This window comes from Nostoc mirabile CHAB5784 (assembly GCF_020829645.1).
Classification (GTDB): Bacteria; Cyanobacteriota; Cyanobacteriia; order Cyanobacteriales; family Nostocaceae; genus Nostoc; species Nostoc mirabile.
This window is the reverse complement of sequence record NZ_JAIVFS010000035.1, coordinates 20,724-35,685: the sequence shown is the minus strand read 5'-3', so window position 1 is coordinate 35,685 and position 14,962 is coordinate 20,724. Positions and strand designations below refer to the sequence as shown.

The 14,962-nt window shown below is 40.2% G+C and carries 6 protein-coding genes and 1 pseudogene; all 7 read right to left on the bottom strand.

Annotated elements, in window-relative coordinates:
• Nucleotides 1-14: 14 nt before the first annotated feature.
• A complete protein-coding gene (locus LC653_RS21750; RefSeq protein ID WP_229496857.1) occupies nucleotides 15-302 on the bottom strand; it encodes an acyl carrier protein in 288 nt (95 codons plus the stop codon).
• Between the two features lie 339 nt (nucleotides 303-641).
• Nucleotides 642-2,321 carry a PfaD family polyunsaturated fatty acid/polyketide biosynthesis protein gene (locus tag LC653_RS21745; RefSeq protein WP_229496856.1) on the bottom strand — a complete coding sequence of 560 codons (1,680 nt, stop codon included), beginning with the start codon at nucleotides 2,319-2,321 and terminating at the stop codon, nucleotides 642-644.
• A gap of 45 nt (nucleotides 2,322-2,366) precedes the next feature.
• Nucleotides 2,367-6,539 carry a type I polyketide synthase gene (locus LC653_RS21740; protein ID WP_229496855.1) on the bottom strand — a complete coding sequence of 1,391 codons (4,173 nt, stop codon included), beginning with the start codon at nucleotides 6,537-6,539 and terminating at the stop codon, nucleotides 2,367-2,369.
• Nucleotides 6,540-6,569: 30 nt separating this feature from the next.
• A complete protein-coding gene (locus LC653_RS21735; protein WP_229496854.1) occupies nucleotides 6,570-8,336 on the bottom strand; it encodes an SDR family NAD(P)-dependent oxidoreductase in 1,767 nt (588 codons plus the stop codon).
• Between the two features lie 154 nt (nucleotides 8,337-8,490).
• Nucleotides 8,491-9,177: a Rossmann-fold NAD(P)-binding domain-containing protein gene (locus LC653_RS21730; RefSeq protein WP_229496853.1), complete on the bottom strand. Its 687-nt coding sequence runs from the start codon at nucleotides 9,175-9,177 to the stop codon at nucleotides 8,491-8,493.
• 52 nt (nucleotides 9,178-9,229) lie between these two features.
• Nucleotides 9,230-9,478 carry a phosphopantetheine-binding protein gene (locus LC653_RS47935; RefSeq protein WP_443689860.1) on the bottom strand — a complete coding sequence of 83 codons (249 nt, stop codon included), beginning with the start codon at nucleotides 9,476-9,478 and terminating at the stop codon, nucleotides 9,230-9,232.
• Nucleotides 9,479-9,565: 87 nt separating this feature from the next.
• Nucleotides 9,566-13,264 (bottom strand): annotated as a pseudogene (locus LC653_RS21725) (beta-ketoacyl synthase N-terminal-like domain-containing protein); the annotation flags it as partial.
• Nucleotides 13,265-14,962: the final 1,698 nt, after the last annotated feature.

Here is a 14,962-nt window from a genome sequence, read left to right as displayed (position 1 = left end):
CCACGTTTATGAAATTACTTTGAAACACTAGTTTCCTCAGCTAATCGCTGGGCAAGTTCTGCAATAGTCGGGTAATTAAAAATTAAAGTAGGATTAAAATTTCGTCCGAGCCACTTTTCTAGCTTTCCGAGCAGGATCATTGTTTCTGCTGAATTTAGACCGTAGTTATCGAAAGGCTCAGAGGGATCTATGTCTTCGGGATCAATTTCCAGTCGCTCGGCAAATTGGGCAACTAACCAAATTTGAATAGTCTCTACAGATTGAGACTGTGCATCATTTGAAGTAGTAATGTGTTGGTTCATTTGCATAGATTAAGTAACTCAGTTTTACTCAAATAAATTTGGCATTAAGTTTCATTTTTTCTGAAGCTTTAATAGAAATTGCAGTGCTTCAGGACTTCAGGTAGAATTTTTTAGCATCCTCTGAGAATAAACCGGAAAATTTTTGGGTTAGGGACTTCCAAGAAATAAATTATCCAAATAAACGAACCACAGAGACGCAGAGAACACAGAGGAATAAGGAGGAGAGAGTTTTTTGAGTATTTTTTTATTTGGAAGTCCCTTATGTTCTCAACCAAAACTACTAACCCCTATAAACTATTCATCTCTAAATTCAGAAATTATGCAAGATTTTAAGGAAATCTAGGAAATTAAAGGCATGGGACGATAGTAACGGTAGTTGTCCGGTAGTTGCAATCCCTGAAGTTTCAAGCTTTGTAATCGGTACAAGTAGGCTGCTCCATTCATAATATGGTAGGCAACGTCAACTACACGCCGTGCATTCGGTTCAGCTAAGTAAGACCCTTTTACCCATTCATTAAAAGCACCGATCGCAGGCCCGCACCAAATTTGATAATCCATTTCTCGTCCTTTTTCACCAGAGGAAGACCAGCGAGAGGATAATCCTAGATACCAGCGAAAAATGAGAGCCATTTTCCGTTTGGGATTATCATTTGCTCTAGTAATTTGCTCTGGATCTCTTTCAGAGAAAAATTTAACTGTATCTTCCCAAATTGCTTCTAAGTTTCTACCAAATACTTGCTGTTCTAATTTTTGTCTTTCCTCAAGTGGAATTTCGTCAATTGAGTTGTAATTTTTGTAAAGGTCATACAATTTCTGCGCCCGCATGGGGAAAAAATTACCGAGTTTGAGCAGTTGTACCTTTACCCCCATTTCAAACATATCAGCACAAGGAGCCATAATTACATCTGCCATAGCAGCTTTAGCTAGCAAGTTTTTTGTATGAACAGAAGTACCAGCTTCAACACAGGATTGATTAATCGACCCTGTTACCACATAACTCGCCCCCATCATGAAGGCGGCTAGTGCTGACTCAGGTGTGCCAATACCTCCCGCAGCACCGATCCTTACCTGTCTGTCGTAGCGATACTGGCGCTGCATCTCGTCCCGGAGAGCTAAGATTGAGGGTAAAAGACAGACAAGGGGACGATTATCTGTATGTCCACCTGAATCTGCTTCTACGGTAATGTCATCAGCCATTGGCACTTTTTCTGCCAGCGTAGCTTGTAACTCTGTAATCAGTTGTTGTTCAACAAGCTGCTTGAGAATTTTTGTAGGCGCTGGCTGTAAAAATTTTGTTGCAACTTCTGAGCGAGAAATTTTGGCAATTACTTTGTTGTTTATCTCAATTTGACCGAGTGCATTGAGATTCAATCCAGCAGCTCGATAATAGACGATATGAGGTGTCAAACCGAGAAAGGCAGAAGCTTCTACAGTCCGAACACCGTGTTTGAGGTACAAATCAATGGCCTGACGTTCCAAGGCTTCTTCGCTCGGACTATGAATCAGGTTAAATGCGTAAGGCCCTTGGGGAAGAGCTTGCTGAATTTGGTGAATAGCTGCTTCAATCCGGGAAGGAACTAAACCAGCCGCACCAAAACTAGCCAAAATACCTGCTTTTCCCAGAGCAATTACTAATTCTGCTGAAGCAATGCCACCTGCCATAGCACCAGCAGCATAGGCATATTTTACCCCATGAAAATCTAGGAAGCTGCGATCGCCTAACTGTTGAGGCGGTAGCGCTGGAGCAACCATCAAAGTCTCTAACAATCCACTTCGACTGTTGTCAGGGAAGTAAAAATTACCTTGGTTGGCGATACCAATCCGACTCTGATCTCTGAGGACGTAACAAGGTTGATGCAAATTCAACAACCGATTTTTGATTTCTATTTCGTCAAAAGCAATTAAATCTAAATCACCTTTCCATGCTTTGTTTGCATTATTAAAATAGCTTGTAACATTGCTGTCTTCAGCTAGTAGAGTTGCAGAAACATCTTTATTTTTATTGCCATTTCCTAACATCTCGAAAAATCTCCACTCACATCTCCGGTTTTGAATTTTGAATTGTTATGATGCATTTTCATGTCTTTCAGTTAATTGCCAGCCCAGATTTTTGACGTAAGCAATTGTTTTACCACCAAAGAAAACATCGACATTGGCTATAATAAAAGGCTTTGGAGATAACGCAATTTCAATAACTTCAAGTCGATAGTTCAAAATTCCTGAAGTTGGGGTGACTTGTCCACGAAAACGTACTATTTGGGGACGCTGAGGTACTATTTGGAATCTGCCATCTACAGTACTAGTTTGGAGTCCCAAGAAGAGGAGATAAAATTGTAATAACTGAGAACTACCTTCAACCATGAGACTACCGGGCATAGTCGGGTCATTTTGAAAGTGACAAAGAAAATACCAATCATCTGGCTCTACAGATTTTTGAGCTGTAACTAAACCTAATCCTGCGGCTCCCCCTTTGAGATTAACAGATAGCACTTTATCAATCATTAACAGCTTTTGTGGGGGTAAGCGTAGGGATGGATTCAAGCCATTTTGCTGATAGCGATCGCCAAAGCAAGCAGCAATATTACCTTGGCTCAAATAGAGCAGGTGTTTCCATTCAAAAGTAGATTTTTCACAAAATAGCGGCGCTTGAAAATTCTGCTTCTGAATTTGGCTTTTTAGTTTCTCGTCACGCGCCGAAACAATAATACCTTGTCCTTGCTCTAGTTCCTCATCTGAAAATAGTCCAGCGCAGCCTCCAGATACTTTCAGAAACAATTTATCGTTAACAAAACACTCACAAGTAAAAAAGACTATCAAATTATAATTAGTTCTGACATAAGAATTGATTTTGACAGTGTAACGAACAGTTTTAATTTCTTCGGGTTGCTCGCAGATAAATGTAGCAGTTAAGTCTAGTAAGCGAAATGACCGTTCCCCTTGATTCTCGAAGTCAGTCCCAAGATAGCCAAGTAAAAGTAAAAAACCCTGTGCTGACTCTTCATATATTCCTAGCGGAATATGACCATCAACTGAATACCAAGCATCTTGAGGAAAATCATATTCGGTTTCGATGAAACCTGTATTATATTCACCTCGTTCACCTGCAATTTTCGTGACGCGACTGACAAAGAGATAAGGAGGATTTGGTAGGCGGACTCGTCTCAGATAGGGGTCGATAACTTCAAAATCCTTACCCAATACTTTTGAAACTTTACCTTTAGCAAACTCCAAAACATCCACTTCATCGTAAACAACGTTTTCAGGCTTACGACTAACATAATTTTTAGAGCTATCCGCATCATAAAAATCACGCTCTTTATCCACAGTTACCGCTATTTTCGACGAATCATTTGCTATGTAGGCATTGTTAGCAATCCTCATGCTTGTTTGTAGTTTTTCAGATCCAACTAAACTTAGTTGTTTCTGTTGCGGTTGTAAATTACTTGCTGACAAGCTGACTATATTTAAATCTTCACTACTTGTAGCAACAGGAATAAGTGGGTAGCGTTCTAGGGTAATAGTCTTTAGTAAAGATTTCTTTTTACTACCGCTTTCTTGTACCAAAGAATATAGTGGTGATAAATCCACAGATACACGATGGCTGAGAAGTTGTGCCAAGGCTTTGACAATGGCAGTGAAATCATCACATCCTCTGCGATTGATAGATACGGTAGTGTGTTCTTTCTGTTTGAGGTTGTCAGCAATCCATCGGGAACAAGTGTTACCAGGGCCTATTTCAATAAATATCTTAGCTCCATCTTCATAAACTCGGTTAATCAATTGAGGAAAATCAACACGCTGACAAAATCCTCGACTAATGTTGTGAGCTAGGGATTCTTTCTCAAGGGGAATCAAGTTGTAATTAGCTGATGAATAGAAATTAATCCCTGATACATTTTGAACGGGTGAGGTATTAAGTTTAATCAGATCATCGTATTCAGAAAGCATCAGATCGCAATGAAGTACCATATCAGCAGGTGAACGGAAAGCTTCACAATTCAAAGCTGCAATCACTCTGAGACAGGCTTGGGGTTCTCCAGCAATGACAACTTCTGTCGGCGTGTTGATATTTGTCAAATAGACCCGGTTTTCTTTTTCTAAGCAAGAACTAACTGCGGATACCGGAGCCATGAGAACATAGCTATGCCACACAGCTTCGCCCTCGTCATCGGGATTGGACGGTAAGCCCCAATAATCCCGAACTGTATTTTTAGCACCGACTAAGCGTGTTTTAAATAGTTCAGATGAATGGACAAAGTTGCTAACATCTTCACCGCTAATCCAAGCATTCAGAGCGTACAGCATGGTGCTTTCGCCCATACTGTATCCAAATGCAGCTTGAGGCTGCACTTGAAAATAATCTCTTAATATGTGTGTTAATAATACCGAAAAACCTGTTCCAGTAACTTGCATTGCTAGAGGATCATTGAGCAATTTTGCTTCTAAGTCTTCTAGTTGCCTTTTTGATAATTTATTTAGACTTCTTGGATAAAGTTCTTTGTCTCTAAAAAATAAGCTAGGATTAGAAACAAATTTGGAGGCACGGTCATGAATTTTGGGAAATAAGTGGAAAAGTTTTCGACCCATACCAATAAAGGAATTCAAAGCACCTGGATAAACAAAGGCGATAGTACCTTGTTTACCTAGAGGTTTAGCAGTGAAATAGCTACCTGACGGGCTTTTCCACTCTTTCCCTTGAGCAAAGGCATTAGAAATACCCTTACGTCCGCGCTGGATTTCCCGAAGCAATTCGTCTTGATTATGTCCGACAATTGCTAATGCATAAGTCGCCTGGGAATCACTTTGAAAGGCAGCAAAAGTTTGACTACCAGTGGTAGACAAAGATGAGCTATTTTTAATCGATTGCTCTAATACATCAAGTTTCTCAAGTAAAGCCGATTCGTCGCTAGCAGCAATTGGAAAAAGATAAAAGGGGCTTTGTTCCAAATACCTGTTGCTGCGGTCTTGCTGACTGGAGTCTTCTGACAATATTAAATGAGCAAACGTACAGTTATTAGCTAGGCTGTTAATAGCCGCTACTCTTTTCGTTAGTCCTGTACTCAAAAGCCAAGGTCTAGACTCAGTAGGGACGTAGAAAGGACTGTTTTGCCAAATTTCTGGCTTTTTCGGGCTAAACCACTGCGGTGTTGCCGGAATATAGCGGTTGTAAAGGCACAGAGCAGTTTTAATTAAGCTGTCAATTCCAGATGCAATATGCGTATGTCCGATATTGGTTTTGACACTGCCAATTGCACAGATAAATTCGGAGTTAGGAATTCGATAGGCTTCGATTAAACCCTGGATTTCAGCCTCATCTTGCTGTTCAACCCCACTAGCAAAAACTTCTACATAGCCGATGTCTCTGGGACTCACTCCTGCTTTCTCAAAAGCATTCTGGCAGGTTTGTCTGACTGATTTCTCTGGGGTAGCGGAACTTTTATGTATGAAACTAACCGCGTCAATCACTGCATAGATGCGGTCTTTCTCGTGGTGAGCTTTTTCATACCGCTTTAAAACGATCGCTCCGGCTCCTTCACCCACTATCAAGCCACTGGCATTACAATCATAACTGAGGGTGAGTTTACCAGTATTTGTGTCGGTGGTGCGATCGCAGTCCAGTCCAGCCAAATATACTGCACTTACAACAACAGCATCGACTGTCCCAATGGTGAGCAGCATTTTTGCTATCTCTAGCGCCTCAAAAATTGAATTCTCTTCAACATTTACAGTTAAATTAGGCCCGGAAATATTCCATAAAGTAGAAATTTTTTGGAAAACAGTATTTGTTTGTTCACTGGGATTATTTTCATTATCTATAACTTGTTGGTTAAACGCATCAAACTTAGTATTAATTTCGCTATTTTGCTTTTCTCTAATAGCAGTAATAATAGCCACTTTTTTTTGCTTTTGGTCTAAATTTGCATCACTCAGAGCATTATCAATCACCTTCAGCATTAATAACTGCTCAGGGTCATATTTATCTAAGTCATTGGGTGGGATTTTGAAATGAAAGGCATCGATTTCAAAATCTTGAATGTAAGCTCCCAGCGATACTTCATCATTTTGAGAATCCTGTCCTTCCAATGTTGGCTGATTTTGCTGTGTGCTTTGATATCTTGTAGAAGGAATAGGAATGAAATGTTGACTTGCCTCATAAATACTACGCTCAAAGTTATCCAATCCATAGCTCGTACCGAAAAAAGCATCCATGCCTACAATTGCCAGTTTTACTGTCATTTGTATTTCCTTATATATAACTAAGTATTATTAATTAACAATTGTTGAGTTATCTATTTCTAAACAAGAATTGTTTAAGAAAAGAAGGTTAAGCCGTTCACTTGTAGTAACTTGCATTTGGGAAATCTCGATGTATATTTGCCCTTGAGCATCGTGTGCTGTGGCGCTAGCATATACATTACTTTCACTTTCTGATAAAACTTCTACAGAAACATAAAATTCTTGGTCTAATGGAATCGGTCTGAACTGTTTCAGATTTTGTACCTTCAAGGGTAAGCTGCCTAAATTATAAAAGTGTCTGACCCAAACTAATAGGCACTGAAATAAAATATCAGATGTGTAAGGATTGAATGTTTGTAAGGGAAATTGCCCTTGTTTGTCTACTTCAAGATTGTTTAATAAACATTGAGCAGTCAGTTTATTATAAGTGATATTGAGAATCCGTTTTATTCCCTGAAAAATTGGTCTGTGAAATAACATTCCATTTTCATAAGGTAAAAGACTGAATACCTCTGGATCTTGATTTTGAGTAAATTCTTTATAAGTAGGCGCTGAAAGAATTTCCTGTACAAGCTTTATTTGAGTACTGTAATGATAATGAGGTATACCTTTGCTACTTTCGCTCCATAGCAACGCTTCAAAATTTATTTCTCCAGAATCAGATTTATTAATTTCCTTTAAATCCAAGAAATATTCTTTTGCAAGAGTTTCATCGAAAATAATTCCCTTAAGAACTTTGTAACTGTTACAATTAAAAAATTTGTAACCTGGGTAAAGTTGCTCACAAGTATTAGCAATCCATGCTATGCTGCACATCGCTGGCAAAACTGGATTACCGCCAATCACGTGATCGTAGACAAATGGGTTGGCTGCTAATGTTAATTTCCGGCGAATCCGAAATGACTGTAACTCAGGATTTAGCTGTTTTCTTTGGGCTACAATTGGGCTGCTAATTACCAAAGTTTGTGCAGTTCCATGATTAGAATAATTCAGTTCATTAACTAACATCTGGCTCCCAACTTCCATCGGGATTAGTTCCATATTTAGCTGCTCGAAGAACTTCTTTAATTGTGGTGTAACCATCCCGCCATCCCAAGGCCCCCAACCGATAGAAACTACACGGCAATAAGGGTATTTACGCTGGAGTAAATAGGCTGTTTTATTGAGTATTTCGTTGGCTAGTGCATAATCCGATTGACCTGGATTACCATAAAAAGCTACAAAAGAGGAAAAGAGAACAATGAAATTTAATTGATTTGGTTCTACAGAGTTAATTAAGCTTTCTAAACCTTCAACTTTAGCAGTATAAACAGTTTCAAAATCCTGCTCTGTTTTGTTTTCAATTAACTTATCTGCTAAGTTACCAGCCCCATGAATAATTCCTGTAATTTGCCCTAGTCGCTGAACTATTGGTGCTAATTCCACCTGTAAAGCAGAATAATTGGTAATATCGACACTGAGATATTCTGCTTGCCCTCCAGCTTGTTGAATCGTAGAGAGTGTTGTGGTAATTTCTCGCTGGGCTGATAAATAATTAAATGCTTTTTGGATTTTTACAGGTGTAGGTTTATCGCCTTGGGCAATTAAATCCTGCATAATCCGCTTTTTTATTTCAGCTTCATTATAGCAGTCTTTAGCCCATTCCGGTTCAGTTTTAGCAAGTTGAGAGCGGCCAAGCAATATAAATTTACACTGATATTGCTTTGCTAATTTGATGGTGCATTGCGCTGTAACCCCTCTTCCTCCACCGCTAACAAGAATAACGGATGATGAATCAATTTTGGTATTTCTATTCATTTTACTTATTTTTAGTGCGCCAACACAGGGATTGAGATGAGCTTAAACAAAGTGGGTTTCTGTGGTTTAACCTTTGTTATGTGTTATGTATAACCTTCAAGAAACCCAGCTTTTAATCTGCTGTAAAACTGCTCTAAGTTATACCTGTGGATTACTAAGCGATAGATGCTGTTTCGGATGCTAAAGTTACTCTTCCCTGAGAGTTATATGCAACTTCCAAAATTAGGGAATTAGGATCGTGCAGTTCAGCCATAATCAAGTTTGCTGAAGCTTCTGCATTTAATTCGGGACTCAGGTCGATTGCTCGGCAAAACACTCCTTCCCACTCCAGATTGAGAGTTTTTGTAAGACCGAACAGACCGCCACTAATGGCGCTGAAGTCAATTGTTGCCCCTAGTCCAAACTCACCATCAAGACGAGCAACAGTGAGGAAACAACTACGTCCTGTTTGTGCTACTTGATTGAGCGATCGCTTTAAGTGCTTTGCTAAAATAAATACACTCTTGAGGATGGACTTTTCAGATTTAGAATCACATACCTTATGTTCGGGATGTAGATGGATGAAAGCTCCAATCAAACCATAAGTCTCTGAGATGATTGCCAGTTGCTGTTGCAGATGTTCTTCATTAAAATTTGCAAGTTCGACGCGATTCACTCCTTGGGGTAGAGGTGGACGCTCCATCACCATAGATTGAGGAAAGCTAAGAACAACTACTTGCCAGCCTTCCTCGCTCAATAGTTTAGCTAATTTATTGGTGGTGAGGGAACCGTCATCTGTAAGTAAACAAGTATGAAACTCTGGTAGGGTAAATTGCCAGTAATCAGGTACAGGTAGAGGCATAAGTTTGACCAGACAGCGCCGAATGCGGTGATTTATTTGAGGTTGCTGGTTATCAGACCACGCTGAGGCATTTTTTTTTAGCCTCTGCTATCTTTGTCCCCAAGTAGGCACTAATCTTGCCAATTGTTCGCTGTTCTCCTAGTTCTTCTGGACTCAACTTGGGCAAATTAGGAAATAAATCCTGCATTGCACCGATAATTTCGGCCCTTTTAATTGAATCAATTCCCAAATCTGCTTCTAAGTGCATTTCTGCCTCTAACATCTCTGCTGGATAACCTGTTTTATCACTGATTACACTCAACAAAGACTCGACTATAGAAGCATTATAAGACTCTGTTTCTATAGATGAATTTTCTTGCGTAGCGGGTAATGGAATAGTCTGATGATTAATTGAATTAGTTTGTACTTGGGCAACTGGTGTGGTAGATACCAAAGTATTAACAGGAGTTTCTAGTTTAGGTGTCTGCTCAACAACAGAAGTAACCTGTGGCTGGACAACTGGTGTCGTAAATGCCAAAGTATTTGCCGGAACCTGTTGTTGAGTTTCTAATATTGGTGCTTGAGTAACAACAGGAGTAGCCTGTAGTTCAGCAATTTGTGTTGTGGTAGTTGCACCTAAATTAGCTTGTAGCTCGTTAGTTAGTGTTTTTTCAACAGTTGAATCTATGCACTGACGGTTGGTATTAGTACTTCCTAATAGCACACGATATTGTTCCTGCATCAGTTGGAAAAAGGATTGAGAGGATTGTGCTTGACTCTTGAGGTATTGGTCATGTACCCGCAGAATTTCTGACTGATGATTATAAAACTGGATCAAAACATTCTCTAAATAAGTACCTACAACAGGAAAGCTATTATGAGCGGATTGGGAAATAGGTTGCATCATTTCTTTTGACTCAATGTAAGGAACAATAAAAGACAAATCTGAAGTATTAGCAGTCTCTGTTAGCGGATGTGCAGATGTCGCAGACATAAAGTCGGTTGAAATCACATCTGTGTTAACAGTTATAGGTTCTAAAAAGGCAACATCTGCGTTGACAGTTGGTTCTGGTAGCGTGACATTGATGGAAACATTTGTATTGACAGTTGGATCTGTCGGTGAAACAAATTGAGCAGCAGTAGCTGTTTCAGGTTGATTGACTACTTCTGGCTGTGTCTGGTGACCATCTTGCAATGCTTTTTCAAAAGCTGTTTTTGTTTTCTCACTGACATAGTTACTGCCCTTAAGAGTTATATTCAGCCGATTATTTTTTGCAACTTCGGTAGATAGAGGCTCAAACTGATAAGGATCAAGGTTTTGTAAGGGTAAACCAGCTACACGTAGTTGCATAACTGCCTGCCGCATTTGGAGATCGCTATCTTTTTCCCGACTGGGATTTAGGGCGATGGCTAGGTGGGGGCGATCGCCAAGAGTAGCTTTCACAAAATTGGTAAGGATTTGTCTGGGGCCAATTTCCACGAAGCAATAACCACCAGCAGCATAGAGATTCTCTATTTCTTGTTCAAACAGTACCGACTGAAGAAGATGCCCTTCAAGGGTTTTTTGAATGCTCTCAGGCTCAGTTGAGTAAGCTTTGCCAGTGGTATTGGAATAGACGGGAATTTTTGGACTGTGGAAAGCGATCGCCTGAATCGCTTCGGCAAAGGGTTGGCACGCATGACTGACGAAACGGGTATGAAATGCCGCAGATACGGGTAGTGGGGTGACAGAATAACCGCGTTTGCTCAGAATTTGTTGGATGGTAGCAATTTCTGGCTTTGCCCCCGATAGCACAACCTGATTTGGAGAATTAAAGTTGGCAACATTAAGATGGGATAAACCCTTGATTATTTCGGGAATTTGCCGAATCTCTCCATTTACAGCCAGCATACTTCCAGCATCACAATCAGCATCATTTTTTGTGGTACTCATTGCTTGACCCCTAGCTTTAACTAGGTAGAAGTAGTCTGCATCACTCAAAACCCCAGCAGCCCAGAGAGCCGTTAATTCTCCAAAGCTATGCCCCATAACAAAATCTGCCTTGAACCCAGCCTGTTGGAGGATTTTGTATAAACCCGCACTAAAAGCGCCGATCGCTGGTTGAGCATTTTCAGTCCGTTGCAAAGCTTCAATCTGGCTATCTTTTTGATTGCTGTCAAATGTAGGATGAGGGAAAACAACTTGAGAAACTGGTTGTAAACCATTATGAATGAAGAGGTCATCCAGAGATTTGTAGGCTTGGCGCAGAGTAGGGAAGTTTATGGCTAGTTTACTACCCATATTCAAATATTGAGATCCCTGCCCTGGAAACATAGCCACCACTTTACCTTCAAGAGACATACCTAACTTGCGGTAGTAAACCCCACGAGGATGTTCCCAAGTTGATGCTTGCGGTTGTTTTTGGAGCTGCTTAATCGCAATCTGTAGTAATTCCCCAGCTTCTACTAGGGATATAGCTACAAACCCCACTCTGGCGGCAGCAAGAGGAATATCTGAAGATTTAGAGCAGTTAATTAGTTCTTTATAGTATTGATTGCCAGTGGCGGATTCTAACTGTAACTTTGCATCCTCACATTTAGCCAACAACTGCTCTGGAGTATCAGCCCAAAGTAGAACTGACTGGGGAGCGTTGTGCAAACGATAAGCAAAGTTTTGTTCGCTCTTATATTCTTCTAAAACTACATGATAATTTGTGCCACCAAAACCAAATGAACTTACTCCAGCTCGTCTCGGTGTGTCTGCATCCGGTTGGAGCCAAGGTCTAACCTCTGTGTTTAGGTAAAACGGAGAGTTGTCAATTCCAAATTTAGGATTCGGATTAGTAACGTTAATAGTGGGCGGTAGTACCTTGTGATATAGAGCCAGCACCGCTTTAATCAGACTCGCAGAACCCGCAGCAGCTTTAGTATGTCCAATCTGAGATTTGACACTCCCTAGTGCAATATGCTCTTTTTGAAGGTTGTTCTCACTGAAAACTTCATTTAAGGCTGTAAACTCGCATAAGTCACCAACTGGGGTTCCCGTACCATGCGCTTCGATCAGGCCAATACTCGTGGGAGGAAAACCTGCATCTTCATAGGCCCGGCGTAATGTCCTGCTTTGCCCTTCTGGATGAGGGGCGTAAATGCTCTTAGATTTCCCATCACTACCAGTACCCATACCTTTGATGACTGCATAAATGCGATCGCCGTCGCGCTCTGCATCCTCAAGGCGTTTCAGCACCAACATCCCAATACCTTCACCAACCATCATCCCATCCGACTCGGCATCGAAAGGATTCAAATAGTCTTTTTTAGATGAAGCGGGTGTTTTAGCAAAACACATATAGTTGAAAATAGAGTTATCAGTCTCTACCCCACCGGTGATCATCATGTCGCATCGGCGCTCAATTAACTCGCTGATAGACATCTTCAGAGCGGTTAGGGAACTAGCACAGGCTGCATCTACTACGCAGTTCATTCCTCCCAAATCCAGGCGGTTAGCAATCCGTCCAGAAACTACATTGGCGAGCCAACCCGGAAAGGAATTCTCTTCCCAACCTACATAAGCCAGCTTCATTTTCTCAATGACTTTCTGCGTATCTTGATCGGACATTCCACTGCTTTTGAGAACTTTTTCCCAAACAGGATATTGCAATCGAGTAGTCAAAGGGACGATTAATTGCATACATCCCCCAATCACACCCAAGACTACGCCAGTGCGTTGGCGAAGCTTATCGTGGATATCGCTACTAAAGTTTTTCGATTCCCCGTAACCAGCATCTTCCATCGCAGCTTTTGCCACAACCAATGATAGTAACTGGGCAATATCAGTCACTTCCAAAATATTTGGAGGCAGCCCAAATTCCAGAGGGTTAAAATCGATGTCTGGGATGAATCCACCCCGCTTACAGTAGGTTTTATCGGGAGATGTAGGATCTGGGTCGTAGTAGTCGTCTATATTCCAGCGAGAAGTGGGAATATCAGTAATGCAATCGACTTTGCCAATAATATTATCCCAATATTCCTGCAAGTTTTTAGCTTGAGGAAATAAAGCAGACATACCTATAATGGCAATTGGAACCCGTTGCAGTTGACTATGCAATTGCTCTTGACTTTGAGCATCCATATAATTTATTTCTTTTCCTAAAGAACTATTTTGATGTACTTTGATAAACTTGCTGGTTTATTTGGCTCTAATTAATATTCAAGGGTTAATTCATGTTTTACGGAAATTTCAGCTTTTTTTATTTTCATATTTATTTTTCACTGGTAAGCTACCTCTTGGGTAGGAATATAAGCAGTTGGTGTTATGGCGCAAACCCATTTAAATTACTTTTGCTCACAACCAACGTTAAATAATTCGTAATTCGTAATTCGTAATGACGCTCGCGGACTCGCTAACGCTGCGCTAACGTAAATTTTGTTTTGTAATGGGGATTTAACCCCAACACAAAACAAAATTTTTATTGAACCGGGGGACTTAAACCCACGGACAGGAGTTAAAAATACAGCAGATTTCAAGTTGGTGAGGTACACAAGCTAAGTATGTTACCCAGGTATAAAGAGTGTTTTACTACTGAATTCTGTATTTTTAATTCTGCTGTGAACACTCTTTACATTAACTATCTTATTCAAATAGAATACAAGAGGAAAAAATCAGGTAAATATTCTATATAAAATCAGGTATAGAATTAATCAAAGAAGAAATAATCAGGATCTAAAGGTGAAAAATTTAAAAAAATAGGAATAAATCAGGTTCAAAACGTAAACGACGATAAAACGCTCCTCAAACCAGCAATTCTCATTAGACATCTCCTTAATATAATCGAAAGACCAGTTTTCATCATCTGTCCCATTGATGAGAACTATACCTGATATCATGTCCGTCTAATTAGTTACAGATACCACATCAGTGCAAAAATTTGAAACCCCTCTTTCCCCCTGCCCCGTATGGTCTTAATGATAAGTCTTTAACCGGACACGATATGATAGCTTCCAGCCTGTCTGCCATAATAATCTTCTTATAATTATGTGATTTGACTTTGACAAAGTTGTGTTGCCTGGGATTAAACTTTGAATTCTCTCCTGCCACTTCCTTTTTGCCTCTGTAGTGTCATCATTCCAAAATTTTAAATTTTCGCGGGAATTTAGTAGCTTTACAAAAGTTTATATTTAACCAAAATTAACTTACAGGTGACACAAAACTAAATTAGGAGTTACGCACTGTACAAATGCATCGTGATGTGCATTACCTAAAATAGGAAGTTTTCAGGCTTTTCTTAATTATTCTGCGATCGTAATACCATTTCTTTGTGAGGCTGCGCCCAATACGGTTCGGATAAGACTCGATCCCCCCAACCCCCCTTAAAAAAGGGGGGCTAAGAATGGCTCTATTTCCCCCTTTTTAAGGGGGACTAAGGGGGATCTTTAAGGACTATGCACCTTAACCGAACCGTATTGAGGCTGCGCCAAACCCTTTTAACTTCTTTCTTTCTTTCTTTCTTTCTTTCTTTGTGTCCTTTGCGTCCTACCCTGCGGGAAGCCGCTCCGCGTCTATGCGGTTCGTTTCTCTTTCTTCTTTCTTGTACTTAAATATGGTTTAGCGCATCTTCATACAGAATTGGTATAAGGGACTTCCAAATAAAAAAATACTCAAAAATTAACGAAAAAGCTCTCTCCTCCTCATTCCTCTGTGTTCTCTGTGTCTCTGTGGTTCGTTTATTTGGGTAATTTATTTCTTGGAAGTCCCTAAATAGACCATCCTGTAGGGGCTAAGCTTTGCTCATTGGTATCAACTTAAGCTAAAAATCGCTTATCTGTTGGC